The following is a 21,524-nucleotide window of genomic DNA, read 5'->3' as shown; positions in this document are numbered from 1 at the left end:
TCCCCGAGGCCTTGATCAGGCCTCGGCCTCCTCTTCTTCTTCGCCGTCAAGCTCTTGGCCTTCGGCTTCCAAAGCGGTCGGATCGACCCAGCCCAACAGAACACGGGCCGTCATAACCAGATGCTGTGCCTCTTCCAAACTTACGTCAAAGGATTCCAGAATGCCTTCGTCCTTTTTACGCTGCCCGTTCTCGGTCGTCCAGCCGCCAGCCAGTTCCCAATCGGCGCAGGTAGCAAAGTCCTCAAGCGTCTTGATGCCGTCTTTTGCCAATGCTTCCACCATTTGGGGTGTCAGACCATCAAATTCAATAAGGCTTTCTTCAACACCCATGGCGCGTGCGGTTTCAAGCGCCTTGCGGGCCTGCTCTTCCAGGAAGTCGCGGGCGCGGGCCTGAAGCTCTGCCGCCGTGCCTTCGTCAAAGCCGTCGATGGACAAAAGCTCATCCACCTCGACATAGGCGACTTCTTCCAGATTGGTAAAGCCTTCCGAGACCAGCAGCTGGGCCATCATCTCGTCCACATCCAGCGTATCCATGAACAGCTTGGTGCGCTCTGCGAATTCGGCCTGACGACGCTGCGATTCCTCGGCCTCGGTCATGATGTCGATATCCAGCGCCGTCAGTTGGCTGGCAAGACGGACGTTCTGACCGCGGCGACCAATGGCCAGCGAAAGCTGCTCATCCGGGACGACGACTTCGATCTTGCCCGCCTCTTCGTCGAACACAACCTTCGACACTTCGGCCGGTTGCAGCGCGTTCACAAGGAAAGTGGCGGTGTCTTCGTTCCACGGAATGATGTCGATCTTTTCGCCTTGCAGTTCGTTCACCACAGCCTGAACACGGCTGCCGCGCATACCAACACAGGCACCCACCGGGTCAATCGAGTTGTCATAGCTGATCACGGCAATCTTGGCGCGCGACCCCGGATCGCGGGCCACAGCCTTGATCTCGATCACGCCATCATAGATCTCTGGCACTTCCATCTTGAACAATTCAGCCATGAACTGCGGGTCAGTGCGCGACAAGAAGATCTGCGGGCCACGGGTTTCGCGGCGCACATCCTTGATATAGGCGCGGATGCGGTCACCGATGCGATAGGCTTCGCGGCCGATCTTTTCGTTGCGACGCAGAATGCCTTCGCCGCGGCCAATATCGACGATCACATTGCCATATTCTTCGCGCTTGACCACGCCGTTGATGATAGTGCCCTTGCGGTCTTTGAATTCGTCGAACTGACGATCACGCTCGGCCTCACGCACGCGCTGCAACAGCACCTGCTTGCCCGATTGCGCCGCGATGCGGCCCAGATCCACCGGAGGCACCTCGTCGATGACTTCATCGCCAATTTGCGGGTCGGCCAGATAGCCCTTGGCCTGCTTGACCGTCATCTGGGCGTGATGGTTTTCCATCTCTTCGTCGGCCACAACGGTGCGGACACGAGAGAACGTCGCGCGGCCCGTCTTGCGGTCGATCTTTACGCGGATGTCCAATTCGCTGCCGTAGCGCGATTTGGCGGCCCGAGCCAAGGTTTCCTCCATCGCCTGGATCACCAGATCCGGGTCGATCATCTTCTCACGCGCAACGGCCTCGGCCGTCTGAAGAAGTTCAAGCTGGTTGGCAGAAGTAATCGCCATCGGTCAACTCCCAGGCTTTCTTAGTGATTTTTCTCTTCAGCGGGATCTTCATCCTCGCCGTCGGTTTCTTCGATCTCGTCAAACTGCGATTCGTCAAAGCTGCCGCTGGCCTTTTTCTGGCGCAGCATCTCGGCGATCAGATCTTCGGTCAAAATCAGCTTGGCATCCGACAGCCAGTCGAATTTCAGGCCAATCGTCACTTCCTCGCCCGCTTCTTCCAGCAGGATCAGAACTTCGTCATCTTCCACGCCCGCCAATGCGCCCTTAAAGCGACGGCGACCGTCAATCAGCTCGGTCGTCTCTATCCGGGCCTCCCAGCCTTTCCAGATCTCGAAATCCTTAAGACGGGTCAGCGGGCGGTCGATCCCAGGCGACGACACTTCAAGCGTGTAATTGTCTTCGATCGGGTCTTCGACATCCAGAATAGCCGAAACAGCCGTCGAAATCTTGGCGCAATCATCCACTTCGATCCCGCCCTCAGGGCGGTCGGCCATGATCTGCAAAATGCGCTGCTTGCCACCCATCAGACGGATGCGCACCAGTTCGAACCCCAAGCCTTCGATGGCGGGGCCAACAATGCCGGCAAGGCGACGATCAATGGCTGTCTTTGCGATAAGGTCTGTCATGTGGTCCAGAAATAAAAAAACGGGCCCGCGGCCCGCCATGCTTTTCGGTTGTTCCGGGTGTGGACGCCGAAACCGCTGTTGGGGTTACATAGGGCGAAATCCCCTTAAGCGCAAGTGCAAAGCAAAAGGGCCCGCACAGCGGGCCCTTCGCAACCAGCCATACGGCTGAGATCAGTGGCTGCCCGACGACGAGCCAGCAGCGATAGCTGCAGCCAACAGAAGGCCGCCAACGGCAACGGCGCCAGCAGCACCACCAGCAAGCGAGCCAACCGGAGCCGACGAGGACGAGCCGTTTGCAACAACGATCACTTCGTCTTCTTCTTCAACCTGAACAGGACCACCAGCCGAAGCAGCGGTAACCGAAGCGACGAGCGAGAATGCAGCGACAAATGCAGTAATACGATTCATGATTTTCTCCATATTGAGGACATTGATTGTTGGTAGCACAAACACAGGCCAAGGAAAATAGAAAGAAGTTATTTGATCCCTAGCGCAGATCTTCGATGACGATTTGCCCAACCTCTGGGCTGACCCACTGACGCGACTTTCTGATATTGCCCGACCGGTCGATCCAGTATTGGTTATCAAAGGTGACGGTCTTGGCTTGGCATGTCTCCACAAGCTCTGTCACTTGATAAATTCTCTCAACGACTTCAATTGTTTGACCACCGTTACTGACAGTAGAACAGGTCGCCGAAACGCGAACAGGCTGATCCGAGCCGTTCAAAATGGTGTAAAGTCGGGTGTAAGCAGCGCCCCCAGCAGGCTTTAACGAGGGCGGCTGTGCGCTTGCTGCCATCAGGTCATCACCAAGCCCGCGCGTTGCAACAAGGACACCATTCCGAAGCGATATGGTCACTTTATCAACCGAACTCCAGGTTGATACGCTGCCATTTTGGGCCGTTTCAGCAACCAGCGCCTTTTGATTACGCTGTTCGATACTGATCAGTTGAATCGGAGAAAGGATATCTTTCAGGTCCGCACGCCTTAGCTTTGGTGCAGCAGGTGCCGAAGCCGCAGGAATGGTGGCCTTGGCCATTGCTTGCGCAGCACGGGCCACGGCAAAGGAATCAGTATCGTTGCCGCAAGACGCAAGCAATGACAGACCCAGAACCAACGAGATAAACGGTTTCATCATTTCCAGAACCGCCCCCACTGTTCGGTCAAGCCATCTTCACGATAGCTGCGGACGGTTTCATACAGGCGACCATCCACCTCAAGCCGCTGACCACCGTCACGACCAAACGGTCGCAGCAGCGTCGTTCGCACTTGCCGGGTGTTCTTGCCGAACAGCACCGACAGAGGCACCTCAAGGGTGATTCCCTTGTCAAAGGAACCGCTGCCAAAATCTGCTGCCGAAACGTCAGTCTTGGTCACGAATGCACCCACTCTCCAGCCGTTTTCAAATTCGCGCTTCAGCGAGAACGTGGCGCCAAGATCACCAGCAAGGTATTTGCCAACATCCAGTTGCGCGTGAAAGCCTTCGCGGAACTTGTAGTAACCGCTGACATGGCCCGTCAGCACCCGATAGCTTGACGGCCCAACCTCAACGCCCGCCGCATCCGTTTGATACATCTCTTGCGGCAGATTGAAACCAAACTGCTGATCGGGCGATCTTTGCGCAACGTAGTTCACCTCGGCCCCGAAGGCCCATCTGCGATTGGTCGGCATCCACAGCACCTCGGTCGAGATGCCACCAAACATGCGCTCCAGATAACCTGCAGAGATACGGCCATACACTTCGGGTGCAAGTTTGCGGTAATAGGTCAGCGAAAGCGTCTCAATCGCCGGGTCGCCCAACTTGTCATAGAAATAGTTGGCCGAGCGAACGGCTTGCAGTTTGCGCCCCGGAATGGGCGGACGATCATCAAGGTTGCTGGCAACCAGCTTGGTCACCTTTCCGCTTAAGATCAAACCAGGTGTAACTTCCAGCCGACCATTCAGTTGCAAGCCCACACCGGCCTTGAACGGTGAATTCTGGTCAAACAGGCGCAGACGCGCATAGGGGCCAAGTGACCATGCCAGCTTGGGATAGGTCTCCATATCGGCGGCAGCAACATTTTGCGCGGCGCCAACCGAAACGATCTGGGCGCGGGCAAGAATTTGCTCGGCACCATCAACCGCGAATTCAAGCGCTTCCAGATCAGAGCGGCGGATCACAACCTTGGAAACAGGCATGCCGCTGACAACGGGGACGATCTCAAACTGTTCAACCGAGGCCGGCATGACCCGCGCCATGGCCCGGGCTGTTCGCCCGATGGCCTGTGCCTCTGCGTCGATCTTGGTGTTGACGATCCGCACCTCGGCCACACGGCCATCATAACTGATCGAGCTTACCTCGATGCCATCATCTTTCAGACGCTTGACCAGATTCGAGCGCAAGATTTGCCCGGCATCATTCTGCGCCACCCAATCAAGCGACCAAGCATCCGGGTCAGCAGTCCGGGTGGGGCGCGGTTCGATCGAATCAGGGGCCTGCACCAGAACGCCGCCACCTGTGCGCTGCTTGGGGTTCAGCAGGAAATGCGCAGCGATGCCAACCTCGCTGCCATACATGTAATAGCCGCCGATGCGGAAACTGTCGCCACGCTGGTATTCAACGCCCAGATTAACCGGGCTTTTGCGATCAAACGTCGCTCGGTTCCCCGATTCCTCGGCATAAGAGTCAGAGGAATATTCGGCCTTGAACGTCCAATTGTCATTGATTGCCCATTCAACGCCCCCGAAAGGCGCTGCCGGGCCGCGGAACCACTGATCAAAGTTGAAATTCCCGCCCGAGCCGATCACCAAAGGTGGCCGTGTGCCAAAGGGGGAACCGATCGAGCCATAGCTGCCAAGCCGCCCCCAGCCGAGGCCCGCCGAAACCTTCAGATTTGGTGCCACACTTTTGGTGGCCACCACATATTCACCCGCCAGAACACCCGTGCCAACAAAGTCTTGCAGACCGATAGACACTGCCGGCAGATAGCGGCCCTCATCCAAGATTTGATACCGCAAGTCGAAGGATCGATCGTAATAGGTATCGAATTGATCAACGCCCGTGCAGGCCGGAAGGCAGCCGATGTTCTTGTTCCAGTCCCTGATCCCCAGAAAGCGAAAGCTGCCAGACAGGCGCGGGGTGATCTGGAAGGTCAGTGTTGTTCGACTGATCGGCCCAAAGTGAGAGGTCGTTGCCGTCAGCGCGCCGTCTGGCTGGCTTTCGCCCGACGGCATGTCGATCAGTCCGGTCGATCCATACAGGTTCAGACTGGGCCGTTGCTGCGCAACAACCGGATAAGCGGCCAGCGTCGTGCCCGCAACCAAAGCTGCGCACAGCCCCCGAAGATTGGGTGGAACAATCGTCATCTCGCCCCTCGTCTTTTTTGCCATGATACGGCGAACTGGCCGATAAACAACCGTCAGACCAAACAGAACTCCTGAACTGATCAAAAAAGATACATAATGCTTGGTAGATCAGGGCACGTTCGGGTTCAAGAAACCGCGCGCTTTATCATATGGCCGCGGTTTTGGCCGTAGCCTTCGACATAGGTTTCCATCACATGGAAGGCAGCTTCAGAATTGCCTGTAGCCACGGCGCTGCGCAGTTCCCGCAGCGCCGTTGAGACCTCCAGCGGGCTCAGGCACCGCTCACGCGCCCGTAGGATCTTTTCATGTGGTGTCGTCAGCATCCCCGGTTCGATCAGCAACTCTTCATGCAGCTTCTCTCCGGGACGCAGACCTGTGACAACGATTTCGATGTCGCCGTCGGGATTAGCCTCGTCCTTCAGGCTACACCCTGCTGCTGCAATCATGCGTTCGGCCAGATCCCTGATCTTGATCGGCTGACCCATGTCCAGAACAAACAGATCACCCGATCCTTCATTGCGATTGTCCGCCAGGCCGCCGGCAATCAGCACAAGCTGCGCCGCCTCGGCAATCGTCATGAAATAGCGCGTCACGTCTTCATGAGTCAGGGTAATCGGGCCACCCTGAGCAATCTGCTCACGAAACAGCGGCACAACCGAACCAGAGCTTCCAAGCACGTTGCCAAACCGAACAATCGAAAAATCCGTGTTGCTGGTCCTTTGGGCCAGATCTTGAACAACCAGTTCCGCCAGACGTTTTGAGGCACCCATGACGTTGGTCGGGCGAACAGCTTTGTCTGTCGAAATCAAAATGAACCGGCTGACATTCAAATGCAGTGCGGCCTCGGCCAGTGTGCGCGTGCCCAAGACGTTGTTGACAAGGCCAGCCAGGGGATTCGCCTCGACCAACGGAACATGTTTATACGCGGCCGCATGAAGGATAACATCAACGGCATGCTGTTGGCAGACTGCCCGCACCAACCGGTATTCCGTGACAGACCCCAAAACCGGAACAAATTCGATCACACCCGCGTCTGGCAGCGCCCCCAATTCCTTGTCGATCTGGTACAGCGCGTGCTCACTGACTTCGAACAGGACGATCTTCTTGGGCCGATATTTCAAAAGCTGACGACATAGTTCCGAGCCAACCGAGCCCCCCGCCCCGCTGACCAGAATACACTTGTCGCGATAACTGCTTTCCGCCTGCGGGTGCAGATCCAGAACCGCTGGGCGATTGAGAAACTTGCCGGCAGTAACAGGCACCAGTGTTTCGGCCAAAGATTCGGCACCCACCAATTGGGCAAAGGACGGCAAGGAATGAACATCCAGCCCCTTTTCCATCAGTTTCCTTGCTATCGCGCCCTGCCTTGCAGCGGAGGCAGATGGCATAGCCAACAAGATGCGCTCGACATCATGCTTACGCACCAGAGCATCCAGCTTTTCAGACCCGTACACACCCAATCCAAGAATCGTCATGCCCTGAAGTGAAGGGTTATCATCGATGAACGCGACGACCCTTACCCGGTCATGCCCACGCAAGGCAGAAGCCAATTGTGACCCCGTCGTTCCCGCCCCATAGACCAAAACATTGCGCCGCACATGGCCAACGCTGAGGATCATCAGCAAGATATGCAGCATGGCAAAGCGAATGATCACCATCGCAAGGATGAAGAGCAGGGCATAAAATGTCAGTGTCAGCATGCTCATGGGCACATTGATCGCCTTGCTTACCGCAAACAGACCAATGGCAGACAGAAGGCCGACAAGGCTGGACTTCAGGACACCGACGCCTTCGTATGATTTCAACTTGATCTTGGGAATGCCCAGAACCACCGAGCCGATCAACGCAATCGCCGTAATCGTCCCACTCATGACAGCGATGGATTCAAGCGACATCGTCCACAAGGTTCGCGGCGCCGTCGCCAGAATCGCCAGCAGCAGCGCAACCGGCGCCAACATCAAGTCTACGCCAAGCAGAATCGCCTGCTTGGCAGGACGCGTCATTTCTTCAAACAAACGACGCATGTAGATCAAGTAGCTTGCAGCGCCCAAAAGCCCGCCTCCGACTCGAGTCGCCCTCGTTCGAGATCAACAGCATACAAAAGATTGTGACACGTCGTTAGACCTTTGGAACCCTCGAAACAATTCAAATCGACCAACTTGTTGCGCGTTGCCCCTTTAATGGGCGACTTTCTGCACAGTTTTCAGCATTAGCTGCATATCCAAGCAAATATTACGGTTTTTGGCGTAGATCAGGTCCAGTTGCGCCTTTCGCGGAATGCAGCGCGAACAATAAACATCGTCAGTTTCCTGCGCCGTCTTGCAGCGCGCCAAAAGCCATTCCTCGTGGCGGTGAAAATGCAGCGTTGCCAGGCCGGTGATTCCCGGGCGTGACTTCAACACTTCTTCATATATTTCAGGAAATCGTTCCACATATTGGCGCAAGGGTGGGCGCGGGCCGACAAAGCTCATATCCCCTTTCAGCACATTCCACAGCTGGGGCACCTCATCGGCCCTGAAACGCCGCAACTGGCGGCCCATCGGGGTTACACGGTCGGCCTTGTCACCACCTGAAACGCCAGCGTCACGCGCAACCACACGCATCGTCCGCAGCTTCCACAAGGCGAAACCGCGATCGGGGCTGCGCATACGTTCAGAAACATAAAAAATCGGTCGCCCCTGACGGATCAGCAGGTAAAGAACCAAGATCGCAAAAGGGATCGCCAGCAAAGCGATCAGGACCAAGGCTATTGCGATATCCAGCATCCGCTTTGCAAAGGTCATGGCCAGCCCTTTAGCATTTTCAACTCTCCGACCAAGCCCGGTGCCGTGGCGGGCGCGACGTCACACACCGATTGCAGCAACGCAGTATCCAGATCCATCTTGGCCAGCACACCCGTCCGTTCCGGGCCAAAGCTCCAGTCCTGGTCGGTGGCTGTCACCAGATCGGCCATCGCAACCGGATTGGGCTGGGCGATATTCAGCACCGGTGGCAAAGCCTTGCCTTGCGCCAACTGCCGCAGCACAGATCCAAGCACAGCCGCAAGCGTGATTGGCCCGATATAGGATCGAATTGGCCCCCCGGTCTGTCCCGGCACGGGGTCCAGCACCACCGGAACGCCGGGGCGCAAGGTGCCAAGCAGCGCATCGGCACCTGCTACATTTCCCAATCGCAAAACGAGGGCGGACGGCAAGATCTGCCGCACCCGCCCCTCGGCCATCAGCTTTGAACGGCCATAGTCCGACAACGGCATGCAGGGGCCAGATTCAGCCATTTTCTGCAGCCCACCAGAATAAACCGCCGCCGAAGACAGATAGGCAAGGGACGCACCTGCCGCTGCCGCAACTTGCGACACGCTTTGGGCAAGGTCGGCATTGCGCGCCACATCCCCCTGGATCTGACCCGCCAGATCAAGGATCAGGTCACCCTGCCGCACGTCGGGGGGCGCACTGGAACAAATATCCCAATCTGCGCGCGACAGGAAAACGGGCCTGCCAAAACCACTGTCAAACTCGGGCCATTGATGCCGCAAAAGCCGGCCAAGGCGGCCGCCAGCACCCGTGATGAAAAGCCTGCGCTCAGCCATCGCTTTCCAGACGTATCCGCATTTCCCGCAACACCGGCACCAAGGCGCGCACCCGCTCGGCCCCAAGCGCCTGAACCACATCGGCGATCAGCGGCGCAACCGACTGCACCGCCGCATCACGCGCCGCACGGCCCGCCGGGCTGATCGCCACGAATTTTCGCCGCGCATCATCCCAATCTGGCCGGATATGGATATGCCCAGCCCATTCCAGCTTGGCCAAAGTATTGGTCATCGCACCACGCGTCACATGAAATGACCGCGCCAATTGCGCCGGGGTTCGCTCCTCATTGATGCGCGCAAGATGATTCAGCACGCCAAAGTGCGAAATCTCCATGCCTTTCGGCAGGAATTTCGAAATCCTGTTCCGGGCCAGCTGATCAGCCATGAACAATTCGCCAAAAAGCGCAATCGCGATATCTTCTGTTCTTTCCATCACGGGCCCGAAAACTCACGGTCATGCAGCAAAGACGGCACCCGCGCCCGTGCAGCCTGGACCTGGGCCAGATCAAGATCGACGACCACTATCCCCGGTTCTTGGCCCGCGTCGCACAAAACCTCTCCCCATGGGGCAACAACCAACGAATGGCCATGCGTGCGGCGGCCTTTGCCTGCGGTCTCGGGGTGAAAACCTGTTTGGGCCGGCGCCAAGACAAAACAGCCGGTTTCAATCGCCCGCGCCCTCAGCAACACTTCCCAATGCGCGGCCCCGGTCAGGTGGTTAAAGGCCGCCGGCACCGTCAAGATCTGCGCCCCTGCCTTGGCCAGACGGCGGAAGAGATGCGGAAAGCGCAGATCATAGCAAACGGTCATGCCAAGGCTTGCCTCTCCGACCTTGGCCAAAACGGCCCTGTCACCGGGGCGATAGCCTGCCGACTCGCGGTAAACCTCGGTTTCCGAGACATTCACATCAAACATGTGAATCTTGTCATAGCGCGCCACAACAGTGCCATCTGGCCCCAGCAGGAACGAGCGATTGGCAAACCGGCCATCGGCATCCATCGTCAGCAAGCCCAGAGAGCCGACCAAAAGCCAGATCCCCAAAGCTTTCGCCTCGGCCCTTAGCGCCAGCAGCGTTGGGTCGTCAGATTCATGATGAAAGACTGCCCGTTGGTGATCCCGGCTGGAGGATAGCGCATTGGTGCATTCCGGGGTCAGAACGAACTGCGCACCCTGCGCCGCAGCGGCACGCACAAACGACAAGGTCTGCGGCAGATTGCTTGCTGGATCATCCGAAACCGTAAGCTGCACCAACCCGATACGCATCAGCCCGCCAGCATGCGATCAAGTTGCTTCAGGTGGTCAAGCGCATGCAGATCGTCACAGCCACCCACATGCTGGTCACCAATAAAGATCTGCGGCACCGTGCGGCGCCCACCAGCGCGCTGCGTCATCGCCATACGCAATTTCGGGTCGGCACTGACATCGATTTCCTTGAAATCAACGCCTTTCTTGCGCAACAGGCCCTTTGCGGCATGGCAATACGGGCAAGAGGGCGTTGTATAGATTTCGACCGGTTTCATTTGCCATATCCTTAAGGCCCGCTTTCTGCGCGGAACTATAAGGATTTAGGGATTCTTCGCAACGCGCGACAGAGCCAAAACGCAGATCTGCTTTGCACCTGCGGCAAGACAAGCCTCGGCTGACGCAGCAAGGGTCGCGCCCGAGGTCATCACATCATCAACCAAAAGCACGGTTTTACCGGTGATCAGCCCGCCCCGCCTGGGGTGCAGGGCAATCGCCCCCTGCAGGTTGCGAAACCTGTCATCCCTGGTGCGGCCTTCCTGGCTTGCCGTGCGGCGCACCCGGCGCAGCAGGTCGGGCACATGAGGCAGGCCCGAAAGCCGCGCCAGTTCAGCCGCCAGCAGCGCCGACTGGTTGTAGCGCCGCTTCAGCAACCGCGTCCAATGCAGGGGAACCGGGGCCAGAACCGTGTCTGGCACCAGCATCTCGGCAGCAGCGGTGCGCAGCCATGCACCTGCTGACCGTGCAAGATCAACCCTGTCTGCATGTTTCAACTGCAAGACGATGTCGCGCGCCCGATCTTTGTACAGCATGACAGCGCGACCCTTTACCCAAGGCCGGGCGATATGCAGACAATCGTCACAATGCACCGGATGGCCCGGATCTTGGCCGGGCAAGGGTGTGCCGCACAGATCGCAAACCAGCCCGGTGATAAAGGGTGTCTCTTTCCAGCAGGTGCCGCACAATCCGAAATCTGATGTCACCCGTGCATCGCAGCAAATGCATTGCGGGGGATAGATCAGATGCAGCGCCGCTTGCATTCCCATGCTGTCGCCTCCATGTTCCGCGCCATGCAAGCGCCGCCCCTTTTGACTGACCGTTTGGCCCTGACCCGGAACCGCGCCCGCGCAACCGAGACCTTTCTGCATGATGAGGTCTATGCCGAGGTGCAGGAGAGACTGGCAGAGGTTAACAGAACCTTTACGGCACCTGCCGTAATCTCGCCTTTTCCATCGGTCTGGGCCGAGTTCGGGCATGTTCTGCCCGATGACGAAATCTTGCCCCTGCAAACGGGCGCCCAAGATCTGATTATCCACGCCTTGGCTTTGCATTGGGCAAATGACCCTGTGGGCCAGATGGTTCAGTGCCGTCACGCGCTGCGGCCCGACGGGCTGTTCATGGCCTTTCTGTTTGGGGGCCAGACCTTGCAGGAATTGCGCGCCTGCCTTGCGCAGGCCGAGGCTGATGTGACCGGGGGGCTGTCGCCACGGGTTTTGCCGATGGGTGAGATTCGGGATCTGGGCGCGCTGTTGCAACGCGCCGGCTTTGCCCTGCCTGTGGCCGACAGCTTTACCAAGACTGTGCGGTATCGTGACGCGCTGCACCTGATGCATGATCTGCAAGCGATGGGAGAAGGTAATGCCCTGGCAGCACGATTGCAGCACCCGACGCGGCGCACCGTCTTTGCCCGTGCCGCCGCGATCTATCAGTCACAATACGCTGATTCCCAAGGCCGCATTCCGGCAACATTCGAAATCATCTGCCTGACAGGCTGGGCGCCCGACGCCAGCCAACAAAAGCCACTGCAACCCGGTTCTGCGCGCCAAAGGCTGGCCGATGCGTTGAAAACGGCTGAACTTCCGCTGGGCCAAAAGGATCAGAGCGGTTGACCTGATGCGCTTTGCCTATATGTCGGGCGTAACTGTGACTTGGGAAGGTTAAGACAATGCTGGATGCAAAAAGCGGTAACATCGTGGTTCCCGGCGAGGGACGTCTCGCCCATGCCCCCGCAGACCATCCCCCCGTGCGCAAAGCCAAGATCGGGGTTTTGTTGGCCAACCTGGGCACGCCCGACAATTACGATTATTGGTCGATGCGCCGCTATCTGAACGAGTTTTTGTCAGACAAGCGCGTGATCGACTATGCATCTTGGAAATGGCAGCCCCTGCTGCAACTGATCATTCTGACAAAACGCCCGTTCAGCAGCGGCGCGAATTATAAGTTGATCTGGAACCACGATCTGAACGAAAGCCCCTTGATGACGATCACCAAGGCGCAAACCGCCAAGATCGCACAGGGCCTTGCGGAACGTCATGGCGCTGATGTCATGGTTGATTTCTGCATGCGCTATGGCAACCCATCCACCGATTCCAAGGTGCGCGCCATGGTTGAGGCCGGGTGTGAAAAGATCTTGTTCTTCCCGCTGTATCCGCATTACGCGGGCGCCACGTCGGCCACCGCGAATGACCAGTTTTTCCGCGCAATGATGAAGGAAAAGCGTCAGCCCGCCGTGCGCACAGTGCCCGAATATTTCGAGCACCCGCTTTATATCGAGGCTTTGGCGCAATCAGTCGAACAGGCCTATGCAGGGCTAGAGGTGAAGCCCGACGTCTTGGTTGCCAGCTATCACGGCATGCCAAAGCGCTATCTGATGTCAGGCGACCCCTATCATTGCCACTGCGCCAAGACCTCGCGCTTGCTGCGGGAACGCCTGGGTTGGGAAAAAGGGGCCATCGACACCACATTCCAATCGGTCTTTGGGCCCGAGGAATGGCTGAAGCCCTATACTGTCGAGCATGTGGCCGAGCTGGCAAAGCAGGGCAAAAAGAACATCGCAGTGATCGCACCCGCCTTTTCAGCCGACTGCATCGAAACGCTGGAAGAGATCAATGGCGAAATCCGCGAGGCATTTGAACATGCCGGCGGGGAAACCTTTACCTATATTCCCTGCCTGAATGACAATGATGCCCATATCACGGCCCTGTTGGCGGTGATCGAAGAAAACCTGGCGGGGTGGGTCGGCTGACCCCCTTGCTTTTCCGCCTGAAAATGAAAAAGACGGCAGGGAAACCTGCCGTCTTTTCCAATAGAAGCTTTGGTCTGATTACGACGCAGCAGCGGCGATCAGAACGAGCAGCAGCAGCGGAACAACGATGCCACCAGCCGACGACGACGTCGCAGCTTCGACAACTTCCGGTTCCATAACGGGTTCTGCCATGCCACCGGCGAAAGCAGTGGAAGCGGCGACCGTCAGAGCGGCAGCGAGCGCAAGTTTCTTCATGTTAACCTCCAGTTATCGCATACCGCCGAATATTGCAGAGGCGACGGCATGCACCCAAGACTATACCTCGTAGGACTTCATAATCAGCTTCGGTAGACTTTTGCAATCTGGCATCTGCGGTCCGTAACTGCTTGGCGCGCATATCGTCAAATTAGCAACACCTGTGTTCCAACACTGGCCAGGCCGAACAGCTCTTGAATATGTTCGTTGTAAAGCCCGACACAACCGTTGGATGATTTGCGCCCAATTTTGCGCGTATCGTGTGTGCCGTGGATCCGGTAATAGGTCCACGACAGATAAAGCGCATGTGTTCCCAACGGGTTGTCCGGCGCTCCGCCTTCAACCACATCCGGCCATTCCGGGTTACGCTCTTTCATCGAAGGTGTCGGGCGCCACGAGGGGGCGACCACTTTCTGAACAACCTCGGTCCGGCCAAGGCGGGTCAAGTCCTGCGACAAGGGAACTGATGTCGGATAGAGGCGATAGATCGACTGATCCTCTGACCAGAAATGCAAAGCGCGCGATGTGATATCAACAAGAATCGCACCCTTGCGTGTATCGGTGAAGTAGTCATTCCAGTTCAGCATCCGAAAACTGGATACGTTGTTGCGAACAGAACCACCGTTGGTTTGCTGGGCCATGGCAGGCAGCAATCCGGCCCCGATGCCAGCTGCAGCCGTGCCCATGAAAATCCGGCGGTTGAAGGGCTTGTTTGCTCCGACGCTCATCTGTCGTCTCCTTGACGGGTCGTTATTTGGGGTTTGCATACTCTTGTCGCCCCAAAGGCGCAAATCAAACACCCGTGGGTGGGCAAAGTCACGCAGAGTTGGGTTTGAATTGTCGCGGTCAGTTCTGTAAGCAGCCAGTTACAAAACGACGGCCGTGCTGGAAGGCGGATATCATCATGAACAGACGTGCAGTACTTGCTTTGGGTGCCACAGCCCTTCTTTCAGCTTGCGCCACAACGGCAAGTGTTCAGGTTGGCCCAGACGGCCAGCCACTGCCACAGGTTTACCAGATCAAACCGGGGACCGAGAATGAAATCTCGTTCCGGCTTCTTGACTCGGTCAATTCGCTACGCCGGTCGCGTGGGGCGCAACCCTTGGCCTTTAACGCCGCCCTGAACGCCGCGGCAGCCACGCATTCACGCGACATGTCGGTGCAAAACCGGCCTTGGCATTTCGGGTCAGATGGCTCCTCGCCCTTGGTGCGTGTGCAACGGGTGGGCTACACCGGCACCCTGATGGGAGAGTTGATCTCGGAAACCTTCGAGACAGAGCTTGTGACCCTCGCGGCCTGGATGAAGCAGCCCGATACCCGCGACGTTCTGCTTGATCCGGCGGCCCGCGAAATGGGCTTTGCCTGGTATCAAGAGCCTTCGGGCAAGATCTGGTGGACACTGGTGACAGGCGGCTGATTGGCCGCTTGCCTTACGGCAGGATGTGAATCGGCGTGCCGTCACGAATCATCGCATAGACGGTTTCAATCTCGCGGTCCTTGACCGCGATGCATCCTGCCGTCCAGTCACGTTGCCTGATCGGTCGCCGTGACCAGCCGTGGATGAAGATGTCGCCACCTGGGCTTTTCCCGTTCAGTTCCGCAAATTCACGATCCGCGGCGTTTGGATAAGAAATGCCCAACGACAGGTGGAACTCGGAGTTCGGATTGCGACGGTTGATGAAATAGGTGCCTTCCGGCGTTTTGCCGTCACCTTCAAACTGCTTGTGCCCCTGCGGGGCAAAGCCAAGGGCCACATCGTATTTCTTCAGCACCTTGTCATGGTGCAGCAGATACATCTTGCGATCCGCCTTATGCACCTGAACCGAGGTCACTTCGGGGCCGTTGTAGCTTTTGAATTTCGACGGCTTGCCGCAGGCCACCAGACCAAAGGCCAGAACCACCATCAGAACCAGTCGGATCAAACGCATACCACTGCCCATTGTTGTTTGGCAAAGCGCATAGCGAAAAATGCAGGCCATGCCTAGCGGCCCAAGTGCCTCAGCCACTCACAGACTTGTCATCGCCAAGTTTCGACAGTCGCGCCTCGATCGCACCAAGCCGCGCCAGAACCTCATCACGATAGGCATCCGTTTTCAGATTATCTTCTTCCGAATGCGCCGCCTGCATCGAGTTCACGATCAGACCAACCAACAGGTTCACGACGGCAAAGGTGGTGACCATGATGAAGGGAACAAAAAACGCCCAAGCATAGGGATAGGCCTCCATCACCGGGCGCACGATGCCCATCGACCAGCTTTCCAGCGTCATGATCTGGAAAAGCGTGTAGGCCGAATTGCCCAGATCGCCGAACCAGTCAGGAAAGCTGGCGGCGAACAGCTTGGTGGCGATCACCGCGCCAATGTAAAAGATGATGGCCATCAGCAGAAAGACCGAGGCCATACCCGGAAGCGCGGTCACAAATCCCTCGACCACGCGCCGCAATCTGGGTGCCACCGACACCACGCGCAGCACCCGCAAGATCCGCAGCGCGCGCAGAACCGACATGCCCTGCGCAAAGGGCACCAGCGAAATGGCCACGATCAGAAAATCAAAGATGTTCCAGCCTGATCGGAAAAACCGCAGGCCTTGAACATACAGTTTCAGCACGATTTCAACGACAAAAACGGCCAGACACGCGGCATCCAACGCCAGGATCAACGGGCCTACCGACGCCATCACGCTGGGCGAGGTTTCAAGGCCAAGGATCACCGCATTGAACAGAATTACCGCGATGATCGCGTTCTGAACGCGCACCGACCCAAGAAACGCCTCGATCCGCGCCCGCATCATTACTGCCCCCTGTGCCCGGCTGTTCGTTAGCGCTGCATATGGGGCCGCGAGAACCGCCCAACAAGTTCCACATGCGAAGACCAGCGAAACTGATCAACGACCTGTATCCAGTCCAACACATAGCCACCGGCCAGCAGAACCTTGGCATCCCGGGCAAAGGTGATCGGGTTACAAGACACCATGGCGATCACGGGCACGCCCGATTGCACCAAGGGGCCCATCTGCGCCTCGGCACCCGCACGGGGCGGGTCAATCACCACGCCCGTCACGGATTTGAACTCATCAGGTTCCAACGGGCGGCGGAACAGATCCCGCGCCTCGACCGTCACCTTTTTCAACCCGCTCGCCTGCCGTGCGGCCTTGTCCAGCGCACCGGTCATTGCGCTGTCACCCTCTACGGCATGCACTTCGGCCTCTTGGGCCAAAGGCAGGGCAAAGGTGCCACAGCCAGCAAACAGATCGACAATCCGCTTTTGTGGCCCCAAAGCCTCGGACACTGCGGCCAACAGGCTGGTCTCGCCATGTTCCGTCGCCTGCAAGAAGGCACCGGGCGGCGGCACAACCGTCGAGGGCCCCATCCGTTGCACCGGATTGGCGCGCAGGGCCACAACTTCGTCACCCCAGGTCAAACGCGCAATCCCATGCGCTTCGACCACGCGCGCCAGCTCCAGCTGCAGCTGGCCATCCAGCGGCTTGCCGCCCATCACAACCACATCAGGGCCAGCCGCCGACCGTGTGACAGTGCACGTCAACTCTTGCGTGCGTGACCCACCAATCTTGACCAAGGCCTCTAGCCCCGGAAGCGCCGCCATCAGATCGGGATGCAGCAACTGGCAGTTCGGCACCGGGATGATGACATCAGACCCGCGCGCATGAAACCCGATTAGCGCGCCCGATTTGGTTCGCCGGGCCGCCAAAGTAGCGCGCCGCCGACTTTGCGGGGGAGAGGCCTTGATGCCCCGAACCGGCGCATCAAGGCCCTGCCCGGCCAAGGCGCCCCGCACAATGCCCAGCTTCCACTCGGCCACAAAGTCATCGGCTGCGTGCTGCATCAGGCAACCCCCACAGCTTTTGGCATGGGGGCAGGGCGGTTTGACCCGCATGACACTGGGGGTCAGAATCCGAACATCGGTCAGGCGACCACCCGCCAGGGTGCCCTCAACCTCTTCGCCTGGCAACATGCCGGGAATGAAAATCGGCCCCTCGGGCCCTTGGGCGATTGCATCCCCCAAATGGCCCAGCCGTTCGATTGTCAGCTTCACTCTGCCGCTTCCTTTTCATCCGCCCCGATAAACCCGCCAGACTGGCGGTTCCAGTAGCGGGCATAAAGGCCGCCCTTTTCAAGCAAGGCGTCATGCGTGCCTTCTTCGACAATCCGCCCGTCGTCAAGCACCACAATCCGATCCATCGCCGCGATGGTTGAAAGGCGGTGCGCAATGGCCAGCACGGTCTTGCCCTGCATCACGCGCCCCAAAGCCTCTTGAATATTGGCCTCAACCTCAGAATCCAGCGCAGATGTCGCCTCATCCAGCACCAGAATAGGCGCATCTTTCAAGAATGCTCGGGCCAGGGCAATGCGCTGGCGCTGCCCCCCCGACAGCTTGACCCCACGTTCACCCAGAAACGCGTCATAGCCCTTGCGCCCGGTATGATCGACCATCTGGGCAATGAATTCATGCGCCTCTGCTGCCTTGGCTGCGGCAATGATCTCATCCTCGGTCGCTTCGGGGCGGCCATAGGCGATGTTGTCACGGGCACTGCGGTTGAACATCGCCGTTTCCTGCGTGACCATGCCAATCTGGCCGCGCAGGCTTTCTTGCGTGACCTGGCGCACATCGCGCCCATCGACAAGAACCCGGCCCTTTTCGCAATCATAAAGCCGCAAAAGCAGGGCCACGAGCGTGGATTTCCCCGCGCCCGAGGCACCGACAATGCCCAATTTCTCGCCCGCGTGAATGGTCAGATCCAGATCAACCACGCCACCCCGGCGGCGCCCATAGGCAAAGCTGGCATCGTCAAACACAATCTCACCGGCCACCTTGGGCAAATCCACGGCGGTGGTGACATCGGCCAGCTGATGGGGGGCCGACAGCGTGCGCATCCCATCCTCTACTTCGCCAACCGACGTATAGATCGACATCAGCGTAAAGCTGACCCAGCCTGACATCTGGGCAATCCGCATCGCAATCGCACCCGCGGCAGCAATCGCCCCCGCTGTTGCCTGCCCCTCTTGCCACAGAAGAACCGTGCCACCGATCAACAGAACAGGCAAAACACCCGCCAAAGTCATCAGTGACAGGCGGAACCATGTCGAGATCACCCCAAATTCAAGGCTTTTCTCGCGAAACACCTCCATCGCCTTCAGGGCCACTCGGTCCTCAAAGGCGGCATGGGCAAACAACTTGACGGTCTTAATATTGGTGATCGTATCCACCACCTGCCCGGTCACCATCGCCCGCGAACTGGCCCGTGCCGCAGAGTTTATGCGAACCCGCGGCATAAAAAACCGGATCAGCGCGATATAGGCCACCAACCAGACCGCCAAGGCCAAAGCCACGCGATAATCAATCGCAATCAGGAATACAGCCGAACCGATGACGCTGGCCAAGGCGAAACACACCGTGTTGATCACTTCGGTCGCCACATCCGTCACGGCCCGCGCGGCCTGCATCTGCTTTTGCGCAATACGGCCCGCGAAATCATTGTCGAAAAACGTAACGGCCTGACCCAAGGTCCAACGGTGCAGCCGGCTAAGCACCAAGGGCATCACATTCGGGCCAATGATGATAGAGTTCGATGCCGACGACACACCAAAGGCCAGTGGACGCAACAGCATGTAAAAGACGATGAACCAGATGATCAGCGTCCAATGATCCGCGAAAAACGTCGATGGCCCCGAGGCAACCGCGGCGTCAATCACCCATCCAAGGATCAGCGCGCTGACCACCTCGGTCGCCCCGGCCAAGGACGACAGCGCCCCCGCCACGATCAGCATCGGCCAAGACCCCTTAAGGCACCAGCGCATAAAGGCCCCAAGGCTTTGTGGCGGTGCGCCGTCCGCAGGGCGGAAAGCATCAATTGCATCGCCAAGCCGTGTCAGAACCTTCACGTCGCCGTCTCCTCAAGCCCAATGAACCCGCCCGACTGTCGGGCCCAGAAACGGGCATATAGTCCGTTCAACGCCAAAAGCGCGCCATGAGTTCCCTCTTCCGCCACTCTGCCGTCTTCCAGAACCACAATCCTGTCCATCGCAGCCAGCGTTGACAGCCGGTGCGCAATGGCAATTACCGTCTTGCCCTGCATCACGCCGTAAAGCGCGTCTTGAATGGCGGCCTCGGCCTCACTGTCCAGCGCGCTTGTCGCCTCATCCAGGATAAGGATCGGGGCGTCTTTCAAGATCACGCGCGCGATGGCCACCCGCTGCCGCTGCCCGCCCGACAGTTTGACACCCCGTTCGCCCACATGGGCGTCATAGCCCTTGCGGCCTTCGGGGTCTTCCAACGTCAGGATGAAATCATGCGCATCTGCCTTTTTGGCGGCGGCAATCATCTCGGCCTCGGTCGCACCGGGGCGGCCATACAGAATATTGTCGCGCACCGAGCGATGCAAAAGCGAGCTGTCTTGCTGCACCATGCCAATCTGGCGGCGCAGGCTGTCTTGGCTGACACCGGCAATATCCTGACCGTCGATCAGAATTTGCCCGGCTTCGGTATCATAGAACCGCAGCAACAGCTTGACGAGGGTCGATTTCCCCGCGCCAGACCGCCCAACGACCCCAATCTTTTCCCCCGGCCGCACCGTCAGCGAAAGGCTTTGCAGCCCGCCCGAGCCACGGCCATAATGGTGGCTGATGGCCTTGATCTCGATCTTGCCAGATGCAAATTCCAGCGGCTTCGCATCCTTGGCATCGACCAGCGCGATAGGATGGGTGATGGTCTCCATCCCCTCTTGCACCACACCAAGGGCCTGCACCAAAGATGTAAAGGCCCACATGATCCAATAGGTCATGTTGTTCAGCCGCAACACCAAAGCCGTCGCCGCTGCCACCGTGCCAAGGCTGGCCTGGCCGTGATACCACAGCCAAAGTGCCCAGCCGGTTACAGACACGATCAGCGCCCCGTTCAGCACGGTCAGCGCCAGATCCATCTTGGTCACGATCCGCATTTCCCGGGCAAAGGTCTGACGCGCATTTTCGATCGATTCCTTGGCATAGGCCAACTCTTGATCGTGATGCGCAAACAGCTTGACCGAATGAATGTTGGAATAGGCATCCACCACCCGCGCCGTCACAGCCGACCGGGCATCAGAGGCAGCCTTCGACGCAGGCCCGGCGCGCTGAACCGTCCATTTCACCAGATAGGCATACAGCGCGAACCACAGAACCAGCGGCACCAACAGCCGCGCATCCGCCTCGGCCAGCATGATGCCGGCCCCCACCACCGTGACGCTGGCAAAAGCCATGGCATCAAAGGTCTGAAACACCGCATCCCCCGCAGCGGGCGGCGTTTGCATGATGCGATTGGCGATCCGCCCAGCAAAATCGCTTTCGAACCAACCTACGGGCTGGCGGATCACATGGGCATGGGCGCGCCACCGGATCATGGTGCCAAAATTCGGCAAGATCGTATTGTGCAGCAGCGCCACATTCGCCACCAGCAAGATGGGCCGCAAAATCAGAATGGCCGCTGCAACCAGCAGGATTTCCGTCCCATACAGCGCCCAGGCCTGTTGCGGCCCGTTTTGCGCCAAAAGATCAACCAGCCGCCCGACATACCAGATCAGCGCCACATCTGCGAAAGCCGACACAACCGACAGCGCCCCCGTCGCGGCGAAAACCCGGCGGAAGGGGATGATGTATTCCTTTAGAAACGGCCACAATTTGCGCGGCGGCGTGTCTGATGGGACATAGGGCTGATAGGGGTCAACCAGCGTTTCGAAAAAACGGAACATGGAAAGCGCCTTTCAAATACGGGGCGGCAAGGTCAATCATGGGGTGCGGTCAGGCCGCCAAAACGGAACCGGC

At 58.3% G+C, this 21,524-nt stretch carries 22 protein-coding genes; 3 read left to right on the top strand and 19 right to left on the bottom strand.

The genetic code is table 11. The annotated features are described in order from the left end of the window. Nucleotides 1–15 precede the first annotated feature (15 nt). The 12 genes from nusA to V3C85_RS02185 form a co-directional block, all read right to left on the bottom strand. Nucleotides 16–1,632, bottom strand: coding sequence for a transcription termination factor NusA (gene nusA / locus V3C85_RS02240; RefSeq protein WP_331793446.1), 1,617 nt, complete (start codon nucleotides 1,630–1,632; stop codon nucleotides 16–18). Between the two features lie 20 nt (nucleotides 1,633–1,652). Further along, nucleotides 1,653–2,258 (bottom strand): ribosome maturation factor RimP, encoded by a 606-nt coding sequence (rimP, locus tag V3C85_RS02235; protein WP_331793445.1) that lies wholly within the window; start codon nucleotides 2,256–2,258, stop codon nucleotides 1,653–1,655. 171 nt (nucleotides 2,259–2,429) lie between these two features. Beyond that, nucleotides 2,430–2,666 carry a hypothetical protein gene (locus V3C85_RS02230; RefSeq protein ID WP_331793444.1) on the bottom strand — a complete coding sequence of 79 codons (237 nt, stop codon included), beginning with the start codon at nucleotides 2,664–2,666 and terminating at the stop codon, nucleotides 2,430–2,432. A 79-nt stretch (nucleotides 2,667–2,745) separates the two neighbouring features. Beyond that, entirely contained in the window at nucleotides 2,746–3,396 is a 651-nt protein-coding gene (locus V3C85_RS02225; protein ID WP_331793443.1) for a YjbF family lipoprotein, read from the bottom strand. Beyond that, the gene (locus tag V3C85_RS02220; RefSeq protein ID WP_331793442.1) at nucleotides 3,393–5,603 is read right to left on the bottom strand and encodes a YjbH domain-containing protein; all 2,211 of its coding nucleotides are present in this window, start codon (nucleotides 5,601–5,603) and stop codon (nucleotides 3,393–3,395) included. Before V3C85_RS02220 ends, V3C85_RS02225 begins: the two co-directional genes overlap by 4 nt. 125 nt (nucleotides 5,604–5,728) lie before the next feature. Next, a complete protein-coding gene (locus V3C85_RS02215) occupies nucleotides 5,729–7,627 on the bottom strand; it encodes a polysaccharide biosynthesis protein (protein WP_331793537.1) in 1,899 nt (632 codons plus the stop codon). Between the two features lie 153 nt (nucleotides 7,628–7,780). Then, on the bottom strand, nucleotides 7,781–8,386 hold the full coding sequence (locus V3C85_RS02210; protein ID WP_331793441.1) for a sugar transferase: 606 nt from the start codon (nucleotides 8,384–8,386) through the stop codon (nucleotides 7,781–7,783). Next, nucleotides 8,383–9,189 (bottom strand): sugar nucleotide-binding protein, encoded by an 807-nt coding sequence (locus V3C85_RS02205; RefSeq protein ID WP_331793440.1) that lies wholly within the window; start codon nucleotides 9,187–9,189, stop codon nucleotides 8,383–8,385. Before V3C85_RS02205 ends, V3C85_RS02210 begins: the two co-directional genes overlap by 4 nt. Then, on the bottom strand, nucleotides 9,182–9,625 hold the full coding sequence (locus V3C85_RS02200; RefSeq protein ID WP_331793439.1) for a MarR family winged helix-turn-helix transcriptional regulator: 444 nt from the start codon (nucleotides 9,623–9,625) through the stop codon (nucleotides 9,182–9,184). Before V3C85_RS02200 ends, V3C85_RS02205 begins: the two co-directional genes overlap by 8 nt. Next, entirely contained in the window at nucleotides 9,622–10,452 is an 831-nt protein-coding gene (locus V3C85_RS02195) for a carbon-nitrogen hydrolase family protein (RefSeq protein ID WP_331793438.1), read from the bottom strand. Before V3C85_RS02195 ends, V3C85_RS02200 begins: the two co-directional genes overlap by 4 nt. Continuing rightward, nucleotides 10,452–10,709, bottom strand: a complete 258-nt coding sequence (gene grxC, locus V3C85_RS02190; RefSeq protein ID WP_331793437.1) for a glutaredoxin 3 — start codon at nucleotides 10,707–10,709, stop codon at nucleotides 10,452–10,454. The genes V3C85_RS02195 and grxC overlap by 1 nt, the downstream gene beginning before the upstream one ends. Nucleotides 10,710–10,754: 45 nt before the next feature. After that, nucleotides 10,755–11,477: a ComF family protein gene (locus V3C85_RS02185; protein WP_331793436.1), complete on the bottom strand. Its 723-nt coding sequence runs from the start codon at nucleotides 11,475–11,477 to the stop codon at nucleotides 10,755–10,757. A gap of 24 nt (nucleotides 11,478–11,501) precedes the next feature. Here V3C85_RS02185 and V3C85_RS02180 point away from each other — a divergent pair, with 24 nt between their 5' ends. Both V3C85_RS02180 and hemH read left to right on the top strand, forming a co-directional pair. Continuing rightward, complete coding sequence (locus tag V3C85_RS02180; RefSeq protein WP_331793435.1) at nucleotides 11,502–12,320, top strand: SAM-dependent methyltransferase; 819 nt, start codon at nucleotides 11,502–11,504, stop codon at nucleotides 12,318–12,320. A 56-nt stretch (nucleotides 12,321–12,376) separates the two neighbouring features. Beyond that, the gene (gene hemH / locus V3C85_RS02175; protein ID WP_331793434.1) at nucleotides 12,377–13,456 is read left to right on the top strand and encodes a ferrochelatase; all 1,080 of its coding nucleotides are present in this window, start codon (nucleotides 12,377–12,379) and stop codon (nucleotides 13,454–13,456) included. Nucleotides 13,457–13,534: 78 nt separating this feature from the next. On the opposite strand, the gene V3C85_RS02170 is transcribed toward hemH, so the two are convergent. Together V3C85_RS02170 and V3C85_RS02165 are read right to left on the bottom strand one after the other, a co-directional pair. Next, nucleotides 13,535–13,711 (bottom strand): hypothetical protein, encoded by a 177-nt coding sequence (locus V3C85_RS02170; protein ID WP_331793433.1) that lies wholly within the window; start codon nucleotides 13,709–13,711, stop codon nucleotides 13,535–13,537. Nucleotides 13,712–13,857: 146 nt separating this feature from the next. Further along, the gene (locus V3C85_RS02165) at nucleotides 13,858–14,439 is read right to left on the bottom strand and encodes a L,D-transpeptidase (RefSeq protein ID WP_331793432.1); all 582 of its coding nucleotides are present in this window, start codon (nucleotides 14,437–14,439) and stop codon (nucleotides 13,858–13,860) included. A 176-nt stretch (nucleotides 14,440–14,615) separates the two neighbouring features. On the opposite strand from V3C85_RS02165, the gene V3C85_RS02160 reads away from it, so the two are divergent. Beyond that, complete coding sequence (locus V3C85_RS02160) at nucleotides 14,616–15,128, top strand: CAP domain-containing protein (RefSeq protein WP_331793431.1); 513 nt, start codon at nucleotides 14,616–14,618, stop codon at nucleotides 15,126–15,128. A 13-nt stretch (nucleotides 15,129–15,141) separates the two neighbouring features. On the opposite strand, the gene V3C85_RS02155 is transcribed toward V3C85_RS02160, so the two are convergent. The 5 genes from V3C85_RS02155 to V3C85_RS02135 form a co-directional block, all read right to left on the bottom strand. Further along, a complete protein-coding gene (locus V3C85_RS02155; protein WP_331793430.1) occupies nucleotides 15,142–15,639 on the bottom strand; it encodes a L,D-transpeptidase family protein in 498 nt (165 codons plus the stop codon). Nucleotides 15,640–15,709: 70 nt separating this feature from the next. Next, entirely contained in the window at nucleotides 15,710–16,498 is a 789-nt protein-coding gene (locus tag V3C85_RS02150; protein ID WP_331793536.1) for an ion transporter, read from the bottom strand. Between the two features lie 29 nt (nucleotides 16,499–16,527). Continuing rightward, complete coding sequence (locus V3C85_RS02145) at nucleotides 16,528–17,763, bottom strand: class I SAM-dependent RNA methyltransferase (protein WP_331793429.1); 1,236 nt, start codon at nucleotides 17,761–17,763, stop codon at nucleotides 16,528–16,530. Continuing rightward, nucleotides 17,760–19,610 (bottom strand): ABC transporter ATP-binding protein, encoded by a 1,851-nt coding sequence (locus tag V3C85_RS02140; protein WP_331793428.1) that lies wholly within the window; start codon nucleotides 19,608–19,610, stop codon nucleotides 17,760–17,762. Before V3C85_RS02140 ends, V3C85_RS02145 begins: the two co-directional genes overlap by 4 nt. Then, the gene (locus tag V3C85_RS02135) at nucleotides 19,607–21,451 is read right to left on the bottom strand and encodes an ABC transporter ATP-binding protein (RefSeq protein ID WP_331793427.1); all 1,845 of its coding nucleotides are present in this window, start codon (nucleotides 21,449–21,451) and stop codon (nucleotides 19,607–19,609) included. Before V3C85_RS02135 ends, V3C85_RS02140 begins: the two co-directional genes overlap by 4 nt. Nucleotides 21,452–21,524: the final 73 nt, after the last annotated feature.

Source organism: Pseudotabrizicola sp. L79 (genome assembly GCF_036553525.1).
GTDB lineage: Bacteria > Pseudomonadota > Alphaproteobacteria > Rhodobacterales > Rhodobacteraceae > Pseudotabrizicola.
This window is presented reverse-complemented; position numbering and strand designations above follow the sequence as displayed.